General features: G+C 32.5%; 16 protein-coding genes. 11 read left to right on the top strand and 5 right to left on the bottom strand.

Features of this window, described 5'->3' with window-relative positions; translation table 11 throughout:
- The first annotated feature begins 3 nt into the window (after nucleotides 1–3).
- From UIB65_RS01955 to UIB65_RS01930, 6 genes are all read left to right on the top strand, one after another.
- Complete coding sequence (locus UIB65_RS01955; protein ID WP_330039467.1) at nucleotides 4–1143, top strand: Coenzyme F420 hydrogenase/dehydrogenase, beta subunit C-terminal domain; 1140 nt, start codon at nucleotides 4–6, stop codon at nucleotides 1141–1143.
- 9 nt (nucleotides 1144–1152) lie between these two features.
- Nucleotides 1153–1557 (top strand): hydrogenase iron-sulfur subunit, encoded by a 405-nt coding sequence (locus UIB65_RS01950; RefSeq protein ID WP_330039466.1) that lies wholly within the window; start codon nucleotides 1153–1155, stop codon nucleotides 1555–1557.
- Nucleotides 1558–2028: 471 nt separating this feature from the next.
- Nucleotides 2029–2850: a nicotianamine synthase family protein gene (locus tag UIB65_RS01945; protein ID WP_330039465.1), complete on the top strand. Its 822-nt coding sequence runs from the start codon at nucleotides 2029–2031 to the stop codon at nucleotides 2848–2850.
- Nucleotides 2851–3139: 289 nt separating this feature from the next.
- Nucleotides 3140–3925: an ADP-ribosylglycohydrolase family protein gene (locus UIB65_RS01940; RefSeq protein WP_330039464.1), complete on the top strand. Its 786-nt coding sequence runs from the start codon at nucleotides 3140–3142 to the stop codon at nucleotides 3923–3925.
- A gap of 112 nt (nucleotides 3926–4037) precedes the next feature.
- The gene (locus UIB65_RS01935) at nucleotides 4038–5471 is read left to right on the top strand and encodes a DUF6056 family protein (protein ID WP_330039463.1); all 1434 of its coding nucleotides are present in this window, start codon (nucleotides 4038–4040) and stop codon (nucleotides 5469–5471) included.
- Between the two features lie 453 nt (nucleotides 5472–5924).
- Nucleotides 5925–8852, top strand: a complete 2928-nt coding sequence (locus UIB65_RS01930) for a peptidoglycan-binding protein (protein WP_330039462.1) — start codon at nucleotides 5925–5927, stop codon at nucleotides 8850–8852.
- A 509-nt stretch (nucleotides 8853–9361) separates the two neighbouring features.
- Here the strand turns inward: UIB65_RS01930 and UIB65_RS01925 are convergent.
- Complete coding sequence (locus UIB65_RS01925) at nucleotides 9362–10150, bottom strand: helix-turn-helix domain-containing protein (RefSeq protein WP_330039461.1); 789 nt, start codon at nucleotides 10148–10150, stop codon at nucleotides 9362–9364.
- A 120-nt stretch (nucleotides 10151–10270) separates the two neighbouring features.
- Here UIB65_RS01925 and hcp point away from each other — a divergent pair, with 120 nt between their 5' ends.
- The 3 genes from hcp to UIB65_RS01910 are packed head-to-tail and all read left to right on the top strand — an operon-like array spanning nucleotide 10271 to nucleotide 12075.
- Nucleotides 10271–11578: a hydroxylamine reductase gene (gene hcp / locus UIB65_RS01920; RefSeq protein ID WP_292882958.1), complete on the top strand. Its 1308-nt coding sequence runs from the start codon at nucleotides 10271–10273 to the stop codon at nucleotides 11576–11578.
- Nucleotides 11579–11581: 3 nt separating this feature from the next.
- On the top strand, nucleotides 11582–11911 hold the full coding sequence (locus UIB65_RS01915) for a cupin domain-containing protein (protein ID WP_330039460.1): 330 nt from the start codon (nucleotides 11582–11584) through the stop codon (nucleotides 11909–11911).
- 47 nt (nucleotides 11912–11958) lie between these two features.
- Nucleotides 11959–12075: a rubredoxin-like domain-containing protein gene (locus UIB65_RS01910; protein ID WP_292609934.1), complete on the top strand. Its 117-nt coding sequence runs from the start codon at nucleotides 11959–11961 to the stop codon at nucleotides 12073–12075.
- A gap of 6 nt (nucleotides 12076–12081) precedes the next feature.
- Here the strand turns inward: UIB65_RS01910 and UIB65_RS01905 are convergent, their stop codons facing one another.
- The 3 genes from UIB65_RS01905 to UIB65_RS01895 are packed head-to-tail and all read right to left on the bottom strand — an operon-like array spanning nucleotide 12082 to nucleotide 14913.
- Nucleotides 12082–12897 (bottom strand): class I SAM-dependent methyltransferase, encoded by an 816-nt coding sequence (locus UIB65_RS01905; protein WP_330039459.1) that lies wholly within the window; start codon nucleotides 12895–12897, stop codon nucleotides 12082–12084.
- Nucleotides 12898–12899: 2 nt separating this feature from the next.
- The gene (locus tag UIB65_RS01900; protein WP_330039458.1) at nucleotides 12900–13907 is read right to left on the bottom strand and encodes an aldo/keto reductase; all 1008 of its coding nucleotides are present in this window, start codon (nucleotides 13905–13907) and stop codon (nucleotides 12900–12902) included.
- A gap of 1 nt (nucleotide 13908) precedes the next feature.
- Nucleotides 13909–14913 (bottom strand): tetratricopeptide repeat protein, encoded by a 1005-nt coding sequence (locus UIB65_RS01895; protein WP_330039457.1) that lies wholly within the window; start codon nucleotides 14911–14913, stop codon nucleotides 13909–13911.
- Nucleotides 14914–15132: 219 nt separating this feature from the next.
- On the opposite strand from UIB65_RS01895, the gene UIB65_RS01890 reads away from it, so the two are divergent.
- Nucleotides 15133–16803, top strand: a complete 1671-nt coding sequence (locus tag UIB65_RS01890) for a glutamate--tRNA ligase (RefSeq protein WP_330039456.1) — start codon at nucleotides 15133–15135, stop codon at nucleotides 16801–16803.
- An 8-nt stretch (nucleotides 16804–16811) separates the two neighbouring features.
- Nucleotides 16812–17279 carry a hypothetical protein gene (locus tag UIB65_RS01885; protein WP_330039455.1) on the top strand — a complete coding sequence of 156 codons (468 nt, stop codon included), beginning with the start codon at nucleotides 16812–16814 and terminating at the stop codon, nucleotides 17277–17279.
- A gap of 63 nt (nucleotides 17280–17342) precedes the next feature.
- Here the strand turns inward: UIB65_RS01885 and UIB65_RS01880 are convergent, their stop codons facing one another.
- Complete coding sequence (locus UIB65_RS01880; RefSeq protein WP_330039454.1) at nucleotides 17343–19046, bottom strand: hypothetical protein; 1704 nt, start codon at nucleotides 19044–19046, stop codon at nucleotides 17343–17345.
- Nucleotides 19047–19295 lie beyond the last annotated feature (249 nt).

The raw sequence follows: 19295 nt of genomic DNA, 5'->3' as shown, positions 1-19295 counted from the left end.
TATATGAGTTATGTTTTAGCAAAATCTCAAAATGAAGATATTCATAAAGCAGGTGAATGTGGTGGAGCTGTAACCAGTATCCTAAAATATTTGCTTGATGAAGAAATTGTCGATGGAGTTTTAGCGATAAGCCCTTGTGATGACGTTTATGATGGAATACCAACTTTTGTAACTAATTCAGAAGATTTGATGAAAACCGCTGGTTCCTATCACTGTGCTCCTACAATGATTGGTGACCTTGTTCAAAAATACTTGTTTGATAAAAAAGTTGCAGTAACAGCAAAACCTTGTGATATGCGAGCTATCGAAGAGCTCATTACAAGACATAAAATAAATAAAGACAATATTTATGTCATTGGTTTAAACTGTGGTGGAACTGTTCCGCCTGTCGCAGGTAGAAAAATGATTGACTTGTTCTATGAAGCAGACCCTGACGATGTTGTAAGTGAAGAAATTGATAAGGGACAGTTCATTATTGAACTTGCAGACGGTTCTGAAGAAGCTGTAAAAATCCATGATCTTGAAAATGAAGGATACGGACGTCGTACCAACTGTCAAAGATGTGATGTGAAAATCCCAAGAAAAGCAAACATTGCTTGTGGAAACTGGGGAGCAGAAGATGGTTGGACATTTATTGAAATCAATGATGAAAAAGGCCAAGAAATGATTGACGGTGCTAAAAAAGCAGGAATTTTAGAAACTAAAAATCCAGCTGACCCAGCTGTCGAAGGCAGGAAAAAGGTTGAAGGCATCATGATTAAAATGGCTAATAAAATCCAAGATAAAATGTATCCGACAGTTAATGAAATGGATGACTGGAACCGTTGTATTAGCTGTTATGCTTGTCGTGATGTTTGTCCAATCTGCTGGTGTTATGAAAACTGCGAATTGAATAAACCATACTTCAAAGATGAACAGACAGTTCCTCCAACACCAATTGCATTCCAGGGTGTAAGATTATCTCACATGAGTTTCAGCTGTGTTGATTGCGGACAATGCGATGACGTATGTCCAATGGACATTCCTGTTTCATTAATCTTTGACAAATTGCAGAAAAAATACTACAATAGAACTGGCTATGTAGCTGGAGTTTCAGATGATGTAAAACCTCCATTATACAGTCCAGAAAAAACCGAATTATGAGGTGATTAGATGGCAGACGATTTAAAAATAGTAGGTTTATTATGTAACTGGTGTTGTTATGGTGGAGCAGATACAGCGGGAACCGCACGTATGCAATATCCATCAAATGTCAGAATTATTCGTGTAATGTGTTCTGGAAGAATCAACCCTTCAATGATTTTCAAAGCATTCCAGGAAGGAGCAGACGGAGTATTTGTAGGAGGATGCCATATTGGAGACTGCCACTATGACGCAGGAAACTACAAATGGTCAAGAAGATCAAAAATCGTTGAAGACATTCTAGAAGAATTCGGAATTGAAAAAGAAAGATTCCGCCATGAATGGATTTCAGCATCAGAAGGTGAAAAATTCCAAACAACTATGGAAGAATTCCATAAAACACTTTCAAAGTTAGGTCCGTTAGAATTGGAATAGGATTAAAATAATCGATTATGTATGTGAGTAATAGCTAAAGCAATAGCTATTCACTCCCCATTTTTTAATTGTTTTTCTAAGATTAGTGAGCAATTACTGATCTTAGAAAAATAGTTAAAATAGAAACATTTTTGATTATTTTTCACATTGATTATCTTGTATTGATACAAATTCATCATTAGCCAAGTAATATTGGTTGTTAGCATAACCAATCAATTTTACTTTATTTTCTCCATATCAATATGAAATAATTAATAAAAAGAGATTTATATATTATATATGGGTTTCTTTAACTGTCTACAATAGCTATTAAGGTATTCTCTTTTTTTAATGCTCTTAATAGCTTTTTTTATTTTTTTTCCTTTTAAAGTATTACCATTTTGCCTAAATTTTCAAATTCGTATTACTTTAATTAAATTTATATTTATATAATACATAATGTGAAATGAAAGCATTATGGAGTTTTTTTAAATGAGCTGTTATAAATATTGGGGTAAACTTGAAGAAATTGCCAATAGATTGTCTAATTATGGTGATTTGGATAAATATGGTGATTCTGCATTGGATGATGTGAATATCGATGAAATCATTGAGGTATTGGATGATGTGGAAATCATTGCTCATGATAAGACAATTGATTTTGATTCAGCAAAACATATTCTTGATGATGAAAAAATGAATAGGGCATTGAATTTGATTAGAAAATTTTATGTTTATGTGGGCGCAAGACTTGAAACAGAAAATGCATTAAAGATATTGGAATCAGATAATCCTACAGAAACTTTAGATTCATTCCATTTTTACGATAGATACATTGGTTTGATAGAAAATGAAAGTCAACTGGCTAAATTTAATGATGAAAAAACATTTGTATTTTTAGGATCAGGTCCTTTGCCATTGACACTGATAATGTTCAATAGGGTATTTGGCTGCAGATGTATTGGAATAGAACAACAGGAATCTGTTGCTGAATTATCTAAAAAAGTTTTAAAAAGACTGGACTTGGATAATGACATTGAAATTGTTGTGGGAGATGAAACAACAATTGAAAACTTGGATTATGATATTTTGATGGTTGCAGCTTTGGCTGAGCCAAAAGATAGGGTATTTGCAAATATTTGGGAATATGTTGATGAAAATACTCCGGTTATTTATAGGACATACACTGGTATGAGGGCAATTCTATACTCTCCTGTTTTGGATAAGGATACTCGAGGTTTCCATAAGGAAGTAATGATTTTACCTACTGGAAATACAAACAATACCTCTGTTTTAATTAGAAAAATCACATAATAATTAATATTTTTGATTCCATGGATTTCATGGAATCAATTTTTTTTTAAAGCGAAAAAATTTTTGAAATTTCTATTTTTTTTAAAGCAACAATGAATTTATTTTTAAGGAGTGAGTCCTATTTGATAGAAATTTCCGTGTTTCGTGATAATGTCGACAATTATCATGGTTATTTATCATTTGTATTTTATTTAACTTTTATCTTTAATTTTAAGACAATATTTTAGTTTTAAATCAATTTTTCAATATTGCACAAAGTATTTTAGCATGTTGGCTTAGATAATATCATATGAATGCAGTTATTGGTGCAATTTGTGGAGATATTATTGGATCTGTTTATGAGTTTAATTCAATTAAGACTAAGAATTTCGAATTATTTAGTGAAAACTCAATATTTACTGATGATACTGTAATGACGCTGGCTATTGCCAATTGGTTAATTAAAGATAAAAATTCTTCTGAAGTTTTAATTAATGAGTTGCAATATTTTGGAAACGCATATCCCAATGCGGGATATGGCGGAATGTTTCTCGATTGGCTGGGACAGGTTAATCCAAAACCTTATGCCAGTTGGGCCAATGGTTCTGCAATGAGGGTTTCTGCCTGTGCATGTGTTGGTAAAACTTTGGGTGAAGTCCAGGATTTAGCTTTCAAGTCTTCAGCAGTTACTCACAATCATCCTGAAGGTATCAAAGGCGCTTTGGCCACTGCAGATGCAATTTTTCTTGCAAGAAATGGTGCATCCAAGGATGAAATTAGAAGTCATGTTGAAAATGAATATGGGTATGATTTGAACCGCACAGTTGATGAGATAAGGCCTGATTACACATTTGATGTTTCATGTGCAGGCAGCGTTCCTGAGTCCATAATTTGCTTTTTGGATGCTGATGATTTTGAAGACACGATAAGAAATGCAGTTTCATTGGGTGGTGATGCAGACACTCAAGCAGCAATATCTGGAAGTATTGCAGGAGCTTACTGGGAGGTTCCAGAATACATTTCCGATGAGGCTATTGGCTATTTGGATGATATGTTACTGGATGTTTTAAATGAATTTTGCGATGTTTACGGTTGATTTTTAGATATTCAACATCACTTTTTTTACTATGATGTTTTCCATTTTTCATTTTTAAAAATTTTGTTCAAACATATGTGTTATATACTTTGACCAACTTAAATATGTACATATGAATTATAATATCAAAAAATATTTTCCGTTTGTCCTTTTTGTAGGTGCAATGTTGATTTTACATGCAATCATGGGATTCAATGGGGATGACATTAAATATGCAAAAGTCTTGACCAATCAAAGTCTGGTTGATTATATTAATTACAGATATTATAATTGGTCCAGCAGACTAATAATAGATGGTCTTTTGGTAATTTTAACCCATATCGACATGATTATTTGGAAAATATTAGATGTTATAATTTACACTTTTGGAGTTTACTACATTATCAAATTGGTGAATAAAAAATATTCAAAAAAGATGGCTTATTTTGGAATTCTATTGTTTTTGATGTATCCGTTTTATGAAATGGCAAGTGCGGGTTGGATTTCAACAACTCTTAACTATTCATGGTGTTTTGCATTTGGAATAATTTCATTCATACCATTGATATATGAGGTTCAAGGCGAAAAGGTGAACCGATACATGTATGTCATTTCATTTTTGGCTCTTCTATTCGCCACAAATCAGGAGCAAAGCGGGGCATTGATTTTTGCATTTAACTTATTGTATCTGCTGAACTCTTTAATCAACAAAAAACCTATTAATAAATTCAACGTTCTTGCAACAGTAATATCTGCAGGGGCACTGATTTTTGTGTTTACATGTCCTGGAAATACCATAAGGTTTGCACATGAAGTCGCTTACTGGTATCCGGAATTCGCTAATTTCACAATCCTTGATAAGTCGTATTTGGGTTTGGTTACAACATTCGGCAGTCTGATTGAGCAAAAGATATTATTCCCAATGTTCTACATTATATTAAGTGTCTTTGTATTAATCCGCTCTGAAAATAAGTACTTAAAATACTTCTGCTACTTCAATATTATTTTGGTGGTGTTCATAACTGTATTCAATACATTTATCGATATTTCCATTTTGGAGACTTCCTTGAAATCTCTTGGAAACGTTCCGGGTGTCATCAAAAATTCACCTCTGATGGCAATTCCTCATATGTTTGAGCAAATTGTCAACGCAACTCCATATCTGACAGAAACTTTAAAGCTATTTACCTATGAAGGTCTTCCAAAGCTTAGCATAAATTCAATCAGTATTGTGGTGCTTTGTCTGTATCTGCTAATCAGCAGTTGCATAATGCTTGTAAAGGCATTTCCTAAAAACCTGCTTCCGTTTTTCATATTCCTTGGAGGATTCGTATCAAGATTTATTGTTGGATTTTCACCTGTAGTATTTCCTTCAGGCGCAAGAGTTACAATATTTTTATATGTTGCATTGATCACATTAATCCTGATGCTGCTTAAAAAGCTTTATGATAATAATGCAATTCCTTCTAGAACACAGGTTATTTTGGAGAATTCCTTCCTGATAATTGCATTTTTAAATTATGTGATTGTTTTTGCAATTTCATTTATGAAATATGGAATTTTTTAAGGTTTTTTTCTTATTTCTGCTTTTAATTTTTTTAATTGATTCATAAACCTTTTTCATAGTTTTTTGCAACATCTTCGGTCAAAAAACATCCAAGTCAAAAAAATAATGATCTCACCAATCCTTATTTTTCTTTTTTTTTGAATATGTAAAATATATTAATATGATTTCAATAAACCCTTGATTGTAAGCGATTTTAGCCTCCTAACTTTTATGGTGGAGTAGAATTCGATTTTACACTGATTTATTTCAAGAATCTGCAGAAGGAAATCATACAGTAACAGTCAATTATTTGAGAGATGAGAAATATCCGGCAAAAATCAATTATGGACAATATTATATAAATTCGAATTTCCCAATCAATATGGCTCTTCCAAATGTTTGTTTTTGCTGACCTAAATAATTAATAATATGTTGTGGCATACATATTAACCGTATAACTTGTGGGGGTAATAAATGTACTACAAAAATAAGTTCTTTATCCTAGGTCTACTATTAGTTGTAGTTTTATTGGCGATTTCGGGGGCAAGTGCAGCTGAAAATACGACTGATATTGCAACAGTGGATTTGGATATGTCAGCAAATGAAATACAAACCTATTCAAATGATGATATCGTAAAACTAGTAAATGACAGAGAAATAATCGGCGAAACTGATAATGGAACATTTAATGATTTACAAACAAAAATCGATGCTGTTGGCGTTGGTGGTGTAGTAAATCTTGAAAATAATTATGCTTATGACGATTCATTTTCAAATAATGGAATAATCATAAAAAATCCAATAACTATTAATGGTAACGGATTTACAATAAATGGTATGGGGCAATCCCGGATATTCAATATAACTTCTTTGAATAATGTTATTTTAAATAATATTACATTTATGAACGGACATTCAAACATTGGTGGAGCAATAATATTCGACGGAGATGTTTCAGGCATTGTGATTGATAACTGTAAATTTATAAATAACACTGCTGCACAGAATGGTGGTGCAATATATGCCAATGGCACATTTATGAACAACACTATCAAAAATGCTGAATTTGCATCAAATATTGCCACTAAAAATGGTGGTGCAATTTATGTTTTAAGCAATTCTGGCGAAAATTTGTTTGAAAACATAACCTTTTCCAGTAATAGGGCAAATGGAGCAGATGGCGGTGCAATCAATTTTCACGCACAATTATCAAAAACAACTTTCAATAATCTCACATTTTTAAACAATCATGCAGCAAATGGTGGTGGAGCTATAAACACTGATCATAATGTAAATGACAATAATTCATATGCAAATTCCACTTTCATTAACAACAGTGCTAAAAACGGTGGAGCATTTAACGGTTATGGATATTCTAATTATAACTCCTTTGAAACATGTGTTTTTATCAATAACTCCGTTACTAATCATGGTGGTGCCATATACTATTCCAGAAATATAGAGCGAAATACATTAAACAATTGTGTATTTATCAACAACTCTGCTAAAGCGAATGGAGGGGCAATATACAGTTATAGAAATTCCAATTACAACAAATACAATAATACTGTATTTATAGGTAATGTTGCTACCAATAATGGTGGTGCAATATACAATAGAGGCTATTCAGATTCGGAAACCTATAACAATTGTGTTTTCATCAATAATTCTGCACTTTCTGTTGATGGGGGATGCATAAATGTTTATGCGAATTTGGCAGGTGTTGTTTTTGACAATGTCGTATTTATAAATAATAGTGCTGCCGGCAATGGTGGTGCAATAAATGTAGATGATGATGCAAAATATGTTATTTTCTTTGAAACTGTTTTTATAAACAACACTGCTGGTAAAAATGGTGGTGCATTATCTTTTGATAATTCAAAAAGGAATATGTTAGAAGATACACTTTTCCTTCAAAATCAGGCAGACATTGGGGGCAGCGCAATTCACATTTCAAAAAATATGTTGGAAGATAAGGTCATTAAATCTTATTTCATCAATAACAATGCTTATGGTGCTGTAATCGATGTTAATGGCACAATCAATTCCAATTTCGAAGCAATATTTATTAATAATACTGGAAATACAGTAATAAAGTTGAATTTCGCAAATTATACAAATATAAGCAATGGTCTTTTCTTAGGCAATAATGTTGAATCAACAATTGCAATCAATTCCTCAAATAATACAAACGTGAATAACAATGTTTTTTTAAATAATGAAAGTGCATATGAAATCATGGCTGGTAAAGGACTTAATGCCAATTATAATTGGTTTGGAAATAATGCAACCAATTATGATATACAGCCTAATATAATGGATGATGTGGATTATGATACATGGCTGTTTTTAAACGCAACAGCAAGTCCTAATAATATCAATGTTTTTGATACATCAAATGTCGTATTCCTATTGTTTAATTATAATTCAACATCAGGCGAGATATATGAACATTTTCTTTTGGATTCTGTTGAGTTGACAATTACTGCAACAAATGGGCAGGTTAATAATACTATTGTCTCTTTGGGAGAAACTATTGGATATGATTCAACCACCAGTGGAATTGCTAGTGTAACTGCTACGTTGGGTGATGCCAAACATACAATTGACATCAGGGTTAAAAAGCTTTCTACTAAATTAACAGCAAAAACTGTTACTGCGGTGTATAATGTTAACAAAAATCTTGTAATTACTTTAAAAGATAGTAAAGGCAATCCTATTAGTGATGTTAAAATATCTGTCAATTTAGGTAAATCAAGGACAGTTAAAACCAATAGTAAAGGTCAGGCTAAAGTATCAACCAAAGGTTTAGTTCCTAAAAAATACACTGCAAAAATAACCTTCAACGGAAACACCAACTATGCTAAATCAACAAAATCAGTTAAAGTAACTGTTAAAAAGGCAACTCCTAAAATAACTGCTAAGGCAAAAACCTTCAAGACAACCACTAAAACCAAGAAATATGCAATTGTCTTGAAAAACAATGTCAATAAGCCAATAAGCAAAGCAACAGTGTATCTGAAAGTTGCTGGTAAGACCTATAAGGCCACTACAAACAGCAAAGGCAAGGCTACCTTCAAAATAACCAAACTCAACAAGAAGGGAACATACAAGGCTGCCATAACCTATAAAGGAAACAAGTACTACAACAAAGCGACCAAAAAGGTAACTATTAAGGTCAAGTCTGTGTGGAAAACTGTTTCAAAAGGAAGCAAAGCTAAGGCTACTGTTAAAAAGATTCAAAAGGCTTTGAAAAAGAACGGATACTATACCCAATACCCAGTTGACGGTATTTATCAGCAAAAAACTGTCAATGCTGTTAAACAGTTCCAAAAAGCCAAAGGTCTTAAGGTAACTGGTAAAGTGGATGAAAAGACTGCTATAAAGCTTAAATTAATTTAAAATTTAAAAATGGGATGTAATATTCTTGCATCTCATACACTTTTTTTTAACTTTTGAGGATGTTGCACAAAATTTTTAGTTGAATTTTGTGTTCTGATTTTTCATATCTTTTTCTTATTTAGCTGTTTTTGTATTTATTTCGTAGTATATTCTTTTTGGTTGTGTCCAATGTATATAGTTTGAATTCTGTATTTGTGTTTTTTTTTATCCCTGTTGTTGTTAATTCATGGAGTTTTATGTTTTGTTTTATACTAACCCTATCCGCTCCAAAAGTAACAAAAGGGTATAAGAAAAATGGGGCATTTAAAGTAACTGTAAAAGACAAAAAGACTAAAAAACCAGTGAAAGGAGCTAAACTTAAATTAATGTCTATACTAGTAAAAAATATAAAACTTATTGATTAACCAAAAATTAATATGTTATGGATATTGATTTGTTGAGATATTAAATATTATTTCTGTTTGAGTAATTTGCATTTTAGATGTTAAAAATATAAAAATATTGATGGTTTATTGAATTATTTTGTTTTTTTGTTTTCTTTTGATTTTTTCTAATTGGTTCATAAACCTTTCGTCATAGTTTCTTGCAACGTCTTCGTATTTGTTCCAGATTCCGATTGCAGTTTCGGGAATTACTTCACGCTTGTCTTCACTAAACTTGGTGTATGTGTGCATCATCTCTTTTGAATCTGAAATCAGCACTTTTACAAAGGGAATATCAGCTTTTTGAATGTTGATTCCAGCATCTTTAAACATTTTAATAATGTCAATTTCCTCATTGTTGATGTAACATGTCGGTGAAGCTAGGATATTCACTTTCAAGCCACGTCTTTTCTTAAATGCCTTAATTAGTGCTTCACCTTCGCCTTCAAAGAGAAATCCAATCCTCATATTGACGGAAGATTTTGCTCTTTTTATGATTTCCATTTCCTGGTTGATGATTTTTTCAACGCTGTATATTCTCCATATTGGGGCTTGAACTTGACTCATTCCGTTTTCATATATGTTGGTTAGTCGTGTTATTGTATCATCAATTTGTGAGTCAATTTTTTCTTTTTCACGGCTCAGCACTTCAACTGGAGATTTAACATTATATGTCAGTGGTCTTCCATCTTCAACATCAATGAAATTCTTCTTGATTAATCCCTTCAATACATCATATATTTTACTGCGAGGAATGCCTGATTTTTCAGCCACTTCGCTTGCTGTCGATGAAATTAATGAGGTGAGTGTTAAATATGCTTGAGCTTCATACATTGTAAGTCCTAATCCTTTTAAAACAGATATATTCTCATCCATAATTTTATTATTTTTTTCATGATATATATTTATTACTACTTTTTACCCTTGAATAGTGACAAAATGTTTATATACATTCTTTTTGTAATTTATAATTAACAAAAAAATGAGGTTATTATTATGGCAGACGGATTAGATATGTTTTGTTATCAATGTTCCCAGACCGCTAAAGGTACTGGTTGTACAGTAAGTGGAGTTTGTGGTAAAAAACCAACAGTTGCAAGACTTCAGGATAATTTGATATTTACAATGAAAGGAATTAGTGCATACAACTACAATGCAAATGTTTTAGGCGCATATGATAAAGAAATTGATGCATTTTTAACCAAAGGATTATACACAACATTAACTAATGTCAACTTTGATGTAAATGATCTTGTGGCACTTGCATTAGAAGCAGGCGAAAAAAGCGTAGCTGTAATGAGATTATTAAAAGACGCTCACATCGCTGCTTATGGTGAACCACAACCTGTAGAAGTTAAAGTGGGTGCACAGGAAGGACCTGCAATTATTGTAACCGGTCACGACCTAAAAGCACTTGAAGAATTATTGAAACAGGTGGAAGGAACCGACATTAAAGTTTATACTCACTCTGAAATGTTGCCTGCTCACGGATACCCAGGACTCAACAAATATGAAAATTTGGCTGGTCAATTAGGCGGAGCATGGCATGATCAAAGAACAGTCTTTAAAAAATACAATGCAGCTATTGTTGGAACCAGTAACTGTGTATTGCCTGCACTTGATGCATACAAAGAAAGAATGTTCACCATGGATGTAGCAAAACTTGAAGGAGTAAAAACCATTGATGATTATGACTTTTCAGAAGTAATTGAATGTGCAAAATCTTTAGGATCTTTAGAACCTGAAGAATTAACCACTATCACTACCGGTTGGAGTGCAGGAGCTATTGTGGAACATGCTGATGCAATCAAAAAATTAGTTGAAGAAGGTAAAATCAGAAGATTCTTTGTAGTGGGCGGATGTGACAAAGCAGCAAAACACAATGATTACTACAGGGAATTCGTACAAAACTTGCCGGAAGATACTGTTATCTTAACTTTAGCATGTGGTAAATACAAATTCAATGACCTTGATTTAGGAGACATTGAAGGAATTCCAAGACTCTTGGATGTGGGTCAATGTAACGATACTATTGTTGCTGTTGATGTTGCACTTGCATTATGCGAGTTATTCGACATGGAATTAAACGAATTACCTTTAACAATTGTACTCAGTTGGATGGAACAAAAAGCTGCGGCAGTTCTTTGGGCATTGTTATACTTAGGAAAAACCGATATGTGGATTGGACCTGTACTTCCTGCATGGTGTAATGATGACATTCTCAATGTATTGGTTGGAAATTACAACTTGACTCCAACATCCGGAGATGCAATTGCAGATATTAAAACAATTATGGGGGAATAACTTATGAGCGAAGATATTAAAGCGAAAGCTTTAAATATCCAATGCCTATTGGATTATCAAGCTGATAGTGTAGTGAGCCGTGAAGTAATCAAGAAAGAGTTAGGTACAGTAACATTCTTTGCCTTTGATCAAGGTCAGGGTTTGTCTGAACATTCAGCTCCTTTTGATGCGATGGTTCAAATAATTGATGGTGAAGCTGAAATTACAATTTCTGGTGTAAAACATAATGTTGAGGCAGGTGAAATCATTATCATGCCTGCTAATGAGCCACATGCACTTCAGGCTGTAAACAGTCCTTTTAAAATGATTTTAATCATGATAAAAAGTGAGTAAATTCATTTTATTATTTTTTATTTTTTTAAAATTTGATAGGTGATAGAATGGCATGGCGATGTAAAGTTTGTGATTATGTGTATGAGGGCGATGAATTGCCTGAGGATTACGTTTGCCCATTATGTGATGTGGGTCCAGAATATTTTGAAGAAATTAATGAATAATTTCTTTTAACTTTTTTTCCACCAAATCATTATCCAGTCAGCCTTATCCTTGACATTATAGTATTTTTTGGTATCTTCATTATAAGTAAGGATTCTTTCCAGATATTTCTTTAATAATTCTTTTTCATCGTCTGAGTATAAATCAAGTCTGAACTTACCGTTGTCCATAGCTTCTTCAATGCTGTCATATTCACGGTAGTTATTCAAGTCAAATCTTTCGATATTTGCATAGATGCCCATATTGAAAAGTATGTTGAAAAAATAGTTGTAATCCGGAAAATCTTCTGTTTTCTTGCCTATTTCTGCATCGAAATCTTTTTCGATTTTTTTATTTTCGGGCCCAAAAATGGTTATGAAAACATATTTATTTGCAATTTCATTGAGTTGTGTTAAGACTTCTTTAATTGGGATAATTCCATTTAATGACCTTGAACAGACAACAACATCCATGTCTCCAATTTCATCATATTCAATTTCTTCAATCGGTTTTAGTATTGTTTCAATATTTTCAATGTCATTGTCCTTTGCTCTTTTTTCCAAATATTCGAGCATTTTCGGTGATGAATCGATTCCAGTTACTTTTTTTACTTTTTTAGCTAAAGGTATGGTTATTGACCCTTCACCACATCCCACATCCAATACTCTGTCATTTTCATCAAGTTTTAACATATCGAATAATGCGATTTGATAGTCCTCTTTTCTGGTTCTTTTGAAGAAACCGGGTGCTGCCTTATCCCAGTCCTTATCTATTTTGTTTTCTAATTTTTCAGCCCAAAATTCTTCCCATTTCAGGTCGTTGGGATTTTCAATGCACTGCTTCATATTCACACCTTGGTTTTTCCGGATAGGATATTTTTGTAGTCTTCATAGTTTTCCTTAAGCAGTCTTGGAATATCTAATTCATAAGGGCAGTTGTCAACGCAGCTGTAACATTCAATGCAATTTTCGGTTCCTGCCATTTTTTCCTGCCATTCTTCGGTTAAATGTGGTTCGGTTGGAAATCTTCTAACCCAAAGGGACATTCTTGCACAGATACTTATTTCAATCCCTTCTGGGCAAGGCATACAATAGCCGCATCCTCTGCAGAAATCTTCTCCCAATTCTTTTTTGTCGTTTGCGATTTCTGCCAGTAATTTTTCATCTAAAACTGTGTTTTTATCATATGATAAAAATTCATCCAGTTCCGAAATTTTTTGAATTCCCCAAATCGGCAAAACATTATCGAATTGATTTAAAAATGCAAAACTTGCTTTGGAATTGTTGATCAATCCTCCACCCATAGCTTTCATGGCTATAAAACCGACATCTAATTTTTTACATTTTTCAACAAGATCCAATTCCTCTTTTCCACTTAAATATGAGAATGGATATTGCAAAGTTTCATAAAGGCCTGTTTCTATTGCTTTATGGGCATGTGTAATTTTATGGGTTGTAATTCCTATGTGATGTATCTTTCCATCTTCTTTTGCCTGCATCATTGCTTTAAACAATTCATCTTTTTCTTTTGGAACAAAGGAAATGTTGTGGAACTGGTATAAGTCTAGGTAATCTGTTTTTAAACTTTTAAGAGAAGTCTCCAAGTCACTCCAAAATACTTCTGGAGTTTCAGCTCCAGTTTTGCTTGCAATGTAAATGTTTTCACGAACATCTTCCAATGCTATGCCCATTTTTTCTTCACTGTCTGTGTAAAAATGAGCTGTGTCATAAAAGTTTATTCCGTTTTCATATGCCTTTTGAAGAATTTCTGTCGATTCATCAATGTTGCATCTTTGAATCGGCAATGCTCCAAATCCGTTTTTATTTACTTCTAAATTAGTTTTTCCAAGTCTCATTTTAATAACCAAATATTTTCAATATTGCATATAGTATTATAATCACGATTAATGCATAGATAGCATATTTTGATGATATGAATTTAGTTTTTTTGAATTCCTTGTCTTCAATATCGTCGTGTCTCATTAACTCATCTTTTTTAAATGAACATTTTTGATAAATTGATTCCAGGTCTTTTGGAAGACGACCGTGTTCATTTAACATGTTGATTGTTTTGTTAAGATGTTTGACAGCTTCCTGATTGTCTCCAAGTTTTATGCAACAAAATGCTGCCTTATAATTAAAATTAGTTATAAGCTCTAAATCATCGCCGGCTTCTCTTTCATATTGAATGCATTGATTGAAGTCATGCAGTGCCTCATCATATCTTCCAAGTTCATATAATGCATCCGCTTTTGCATTAAATGCAAGCAATGTGTGTTCATCACTTAAAGATTTTTCCAGATACTCCATGGCCTCTTCGTTTTCACCGTTTTTTTGAAGCATCTGGCCTTTGTATAGGTCCAGTTTTTTATCTGTGCCGTATTGTGTTTCATATTTGTTAAGTTCAGTTAATGCAGTTTTATATTCTTTTGCCTGAATTAACAGTTCGATTTTACTCATTTTAACTTCTTTTTTTGAAATTCTAGGCTTTTCAATTTTGGAATACGTATTATATTTTTCGTAGGCTTTATCAACATACTCCAATGCTTCGTCAATTTTTCCTTTATTAAAAAGGGACATTGATTTATCACATAACACATTAATTGATTTTGGCTGTTTTTGAAGGTATTCGTCAAAATATTTTTCACCATAATCATTGTTATCATGGTTCGGGTCATAGTACTGGAAATACATTCCCTTTTCTTCTAGTGCAGGCAGGTATTCCTTTTCGATTAACATATCTAGAATACTTAAGTAGGAATCAATATCATCTTTTCCATGCCTTTTTCTGGCTATTTTTATAGCATCTTTATAATTTCCTTCCTCAATTAGTTGTTTCGCTTCTTGGATGGCATCACTCATTATATCGACCTAAGTTTTTTATCTAACTCCTATTTTTTATAACAACTCTCAATATTATTTAAGATTTTATTTATATTTAATTATTTCAATGTTTAATTGTCTATTTTCTAAAAAAACATTAACTATTTTTATATTGAATATCAAAGTATAATTGTTAAATAACAATTAGGTGAAACTATTTGTTGCTTATTTTTTTAATTGATTAAATGTGATGATTAAATGAATGATTTAGAAGAGATTGTTTATAAACATGCTTTATTGAATGCAGCTAAACATAAGGGAAGTGCAAATCCCGGTGCTGTGATGGGTTCAATAATGTCAAATGAACCTGAACTCAGAAGCAAAGCAAAGGAAATTGGTCCGCTGGCAGGTAAAATTGTAGCAAAAGTAAATTCATTATCTCCTGAAGAACAAAGTTCTGAAATGGAAAAATATGGTGTTGAAGTAGAAGATAAAAAACCTAAAGCTAAAGAAGTAGGTCTCCAAGAACTTCCTGGAACTCATGAGAATATTGTTTTGCGTTTTGCTCCAAATCCAAGTGGTCCATTACATATTGGCCATTCAAGGGCGGCTGTTCCAAATGCTGAATATGTTAAAAGACATAATGGGAAATTAATTTTAAGGGTGGAAGACACAGACCCTAAAAGGGTATTTGAACCTGCTTATGAAATGATACCTGAAGATTTGGAATGGCTAGGTATCAAACCTGATGAAATCGTTTATCAATCCGATAGATTTGAAATTTATTATGATTATGCTCGCCAACTGATTGAAAAAGGTGCAGCTTATATGTGCACATGCGATGGGGCAACATTCAAAGAGCTTAAGGATAACTGTCAGGCTTGCCCTTGCAGGGACAATAGTGTTGAAGAAAATCTTGAATTGTGGGAAAAATTCGATACTATGAAAGCCGGCGATGCAGTGCTTAGAGTTAAAACAGATATTGCTCATAAAAATCCTGCAATTCGTGATTGGGTTGCCATGAGGTTGGTTGATGAAACTCACCCACGTTTAGGCAATAACTTTAGAATTTATCCGATGATGAATTTCTCTGTTGCTGTTGATGACCATTTGATGGGCATGACTCATGTTTTGAGAGGCAAGGACCATTTGGCCAACAGCGAAAAACAGAAATATCTATATGATCATATGGGATGGGATTTGCCGGAATTCATCCATTATGGGAGGCTTAAAATGGAAGATATTGCTCTTAGTACATCTAAAGCAATGGCAGGTATTGAAGATGGAACCTATTCCGGATGGGATGATCCAAGATTGGGTACATTAAGAGCTATTGCAAGAAGAGGAATAGATCCAAGAACAATTTATAATCTCATAACTGAAATTGGTGTTAAAATGGCGGATTCCGCTATCAGCTGGAAAAAGATTTATGGTTTGAACCGTAACTTCTTAGAACCTGTCGCAAATAGATATTTCTTCTGTGAAGAACCTCAATTGATTGTTGTTGACAATTATGATGGTGGTAAAGTGGATATTGAAAGGCCATTGCATGCAGACCATTTGGACAGGGGAAACAGGATATTGCCGTTCGACGGAAAAGCTTATTTGGCAAAACGTGATATTTCAGATGGAATATTTAGGCTAATGGATGCCGTTAATGTTGATATTAAGGGTGATAATATATCTTATCATTCTACCTCTTTTGAAGATGCAAGAAGCGTTAAGGCTAGAATTATTCAGTGGGTGCCAGTCGATGACAATGTTAATGTTAAAATTGTTATGGATGATGCATCAACTAAAACAGGTCTTGGTGAAGGTGCACTTAAAGATTTAGAAGTTGGAGATGTTGTGCAATTCGAAAGAGTTGGTTTTGCACGTCTTGATGAAATCAAAGATGATGAATTGGTATTTTATTATGCACATAAATAGGTGATAAAATGACAATGTTTTCAAATGGCTTTTCAAGATTGACAATGCCTGAGGATTTTGAACCTGTTGCAACTAAAGATGAATTTAACGATATGTACTTGGTGAATACAAAAATCCCAATGTCTATAAAATTTTCAACTACTCCTACCCTGGTTGGACTTCCTGCTATAAAAGAGGATATTGAAAAAAATATTGAAAATAATGGGAAGATAAAGTTAATAGCTTCTGATTTTCTACCTATAAATGATGATATCTACTATATGATTGTATCTTCTTTTTCCGATGGTGAAAATGAGATTCGTCGTAATGAATTTTTATATGTGGAAGATAATAATCTATATATTTTTGAATACACCTATCCTTATGCTGACCGAGAATTAGATGACTTTTATTTAAATGTTATTCGTTCTTTTAAAATAATAGTTCCGAAATATATAGTTGAAAATGGAAGTTATAAGTTAAATAAAGAAGAATAATTATTTTTCTTTATCTCTTTTTTTTTTAAAATAGTTTTGTGGTGTTTTTTGTAAAAAAGATATTCAGTATATCTTTTTTACGTCGGATGGTTTAATAACAATGTTTTTTCTTCTGTATCTTACAGAAATATCCTCACCATTAATTGCATAAACCTGACTGGAATAGGTTTCGCCCTGATGATTGAATATGATTTCATCACCTTTCTTAAGAACAACTTCGTTATTGTTTAATTTTATTTTTATATTGTCTCTTGAAGGTTTTTCTTTAATGGTATTTGTTACTGGTTTCATAGGTTCTGGAGATTTAGGAGCAGTTTCAGTCACATTGAATACATTACGTGTGTTTTCGTGTCTTAATGTCTCTTCATAGTCTCCTCTGTGATATTCTTCATAGGTTGCTTCATAATCCGCATGGGTTTCATTAATGATTGGCGCATAATCGTCTTCATATTCATGGACGTTTCTGATAAAGTCTTCTTCAATTTGTTCATCAGTATGTTCAACAATATTTTCTTCTTCAACTTCAGGTTTGAGTTTTTCTTTTACATCCTGGAATATTTTAGAACCTTTAATTGTATTTGTGATTTTTGCTAAATCTTTTCTGTAGTCCAAATCATTTTCATATTCATCCAATACATTTTTGTCATTTGCAGAGGTTGCTAATTTATTATCTTCCTTGACTTTTGTTGGAGTTTTGAGAATTGGTTCTTTAATAACGTCTTCAGTTTTTTCATCTTTGTCCTTTTCATTAAGTAAAACATCAGTAATGTCTTTACTTTCAGAAATGCTTTGAACCTCTTCTTTATTGTCTTGGGCAGCAGTACTTATTGCTTCTTCAATATCTTGTGATGTGACTGTTGGAGTTTCGATTTTTGCTTCTTCTTTTGGTGTGTCATCAATAACTTCATCGGTTTTGATTTCTTGTGGTTCTTCACTTTCGGTTGGAGTTTCACTTACAATGTCTTGTATGCTTTCTTGTGGTTTTTCACTTTCGGTTGGAGTTTCACTTACAATGTCTTGTATGCTTTCTTGTGGTTCTTCATTTTCTGTTGGAGTTTCATTTATTATGTCTTGGATAGTTTCTTCGGGAAGTTCATCAATGATTTCTTCGATATTTTTTTCATTTTTCTGTTGTCTGATACTTTCTTTAAGTTCAACCAATTCAGGATCTTCCTCTTCATTTTTATGTGCTTCTTTTTCTCTTTCGTTGTCTTTTCTTTTTGATTCTTTAATCAGTTCATCAATTGTGAATAAATCTTTCAATTCGTGTTTTTCATTTTTAGGGGCGTTATTTTGATTCATAATATCCATCTGACTTTGCTTCATTGGTTCTTGGAATTTTTCAACAGTATTTCCATAATCAACAAGTACTTGATTTTGTGATTCATATTCAATATTTTTATAAGTATTATTGTCTGATTCATAAATCATAGGTTCTTCATAAACAACGGGCTCTTCATATTTAACAGGTTCCTCATATTTAACAGGTTCCTCAGGCACGTCTGTAAATAAAGAAGTTTTATTTTCAGATTTGGTAGGGTTGGATTGATTAAGTTTAGTTGGATGAGTGGATTTTGATTTATCATTGTCTCTGGATAAAATGCTTTGCCCTGCAGAAAATACTTTATTTAGTCCTCCTGCATCTTCAAGTATTGATCCTTCGTCTTTCTCTAGTTCTTCTCCTCTATAGTGTAATTTAACTAGTATAATTGCAATAATGGCTATTATGGCAATTGTTATCCAAATTAATATAGTTATTCCATTCATATTTCCAACTTCATTATCAATTTTATAGTATACTATATTTATGTAAAATAGTTAATTTAAATATTTTCATATTGGGGCTAGGATATGTGTAATTGTTTTGAAAAATTTTCATATCTGTCATTAATTAAGACTCTTTCAAAAACTTTGTTGATTTAAAATTTTTTGATGAAAATTAGTTGTGAATTTTTAATTTTATCTAAAAATAGTTAAATTTAATAAATAGGTGGAGTAAAAGTTTTTATCATGCCT

The sequence above is a fragment of the Methanobrevibacter sp. genome, assembly GCF_036307625.1.
In the GTDB taxonomy this organism is placed as follows: domain Archaea; phylum Methanobacteriota; class Methanobacteria; order Methanobacteriales; family Methanobacteriaceae; genus Methanocatella.
This window is presented reverse-complemented; position numbering and strand designations above follow the sequence as displayed.

Bases quoted from the DNA above. Each gene is read 5' to 3' on its own strand.
- UIB65_RS01955 (WP_330039467.1), top strand. From the start codon at position 4: ATGAGTTATGTTTTAGCAAAATCTCAAAATGAAGATATTCATAAAGCA.
- UIB65_RS01930 (WP_330039462.1), top strand. From the start codon at position 5,925: ATGTACTACAAAAATAAGTTCTTTATCCTAGGTCTACTATTAGTTGTA.
- UIB65_RS01905 (WP_330039459.1), bottom strand. From the start codon at position 12,897: ATGAAGCAGTGCATTGAAAATCCCAACGACCTGAAATGGGAAGAATTT.
- UIB65_RS01915 (WP_330039460.1), top strand. From the start codon at position 11,582: ATGAGCGAAGATATTAAAGCGAAAGCTTTAAATATCCAATGCCTATTG.
- UIB65_RS01880 (WP_330039454.1), bottom strand. From the start codon at position 19,046: ATGAATGGAATAACTATATTAATTTGGATAACAATTGCCATAATAGCC.
- UIB65_RS01895 (WP_330039457.1), bottom strand. From the start codon at position 14,913: ATGAGTGATGCCATCCAAGAAGCGAAACAACTAATTGAGGAAGGAAAT.
- UIB65_RS01945 (WP_330039465.1), top strand. From the start codon at position 2,029: ATGAGCTGTTATAAATATTGGGGTAAACTTGAAGAAATTGCCAATAGA.
- UIB65_RS01885 (WP_330039455.1), top strand. From the start codon at position 16,812: ATGACAATGTTTTCAAATGGCTTTTCAAGATTGACAATGCCTGAGGAT.
- UIB65_RS01940 (WP_330039464.1), top strand. From the start codon at position 3,140: ATGAATGCAGTTATTGGTGCAATTTGTGGAGATATTATTGGATCTGTT.
- UIB65_RS01950 (WP_330039466.1), top strand. From the start codon at position 1,153: ATGGCAGACGATTTAAAAATAGTAGGTTTATTATGTAACTGGTGTTGT.
- UIB65_RS01890 (WP_330039456.1), top strand. From the start codon at position 15,133: ATGAATGATTTAGAAGAGATTGTTTATAAACATGCTTTATTGAATGCA.
- UIB65_RS01900 (WP_330039458.1), bottom strand. From the start codon at position 13,907: ATGAGACTTGGAAAAACTAATTTAGAAGTAAATAAAAACGGATTTGGA.
- hcp (WP_292882958.1), top strand. From the start codon at position 10,271: ATGGCAGACGGATTAGATATGTTTTGTTATCAATGTTCCCAGACCGCT.
- UIB65_RS01935 (WP_330039463.1), top strand. From the start codon at position 4,038: ATGAATTATAATATCAAAAAATATTTTCCGTTTGTCCTTTTTGTAGGT.
- UIB65_RS01910 (WP_292609934.1), top strand. From the start codon at position 11,959: ATGGCATGGCGATGTAAAGTTTGTGATTATGTGTATGAGGGCGATGAA.
- UIB65_RS01925 (WP_330039461.1), bottom strand. From the start codon at position 10,150: ATGGATGAGAATATATCTGTTTTAAAAGGATTAGGACTTACAATGTAT.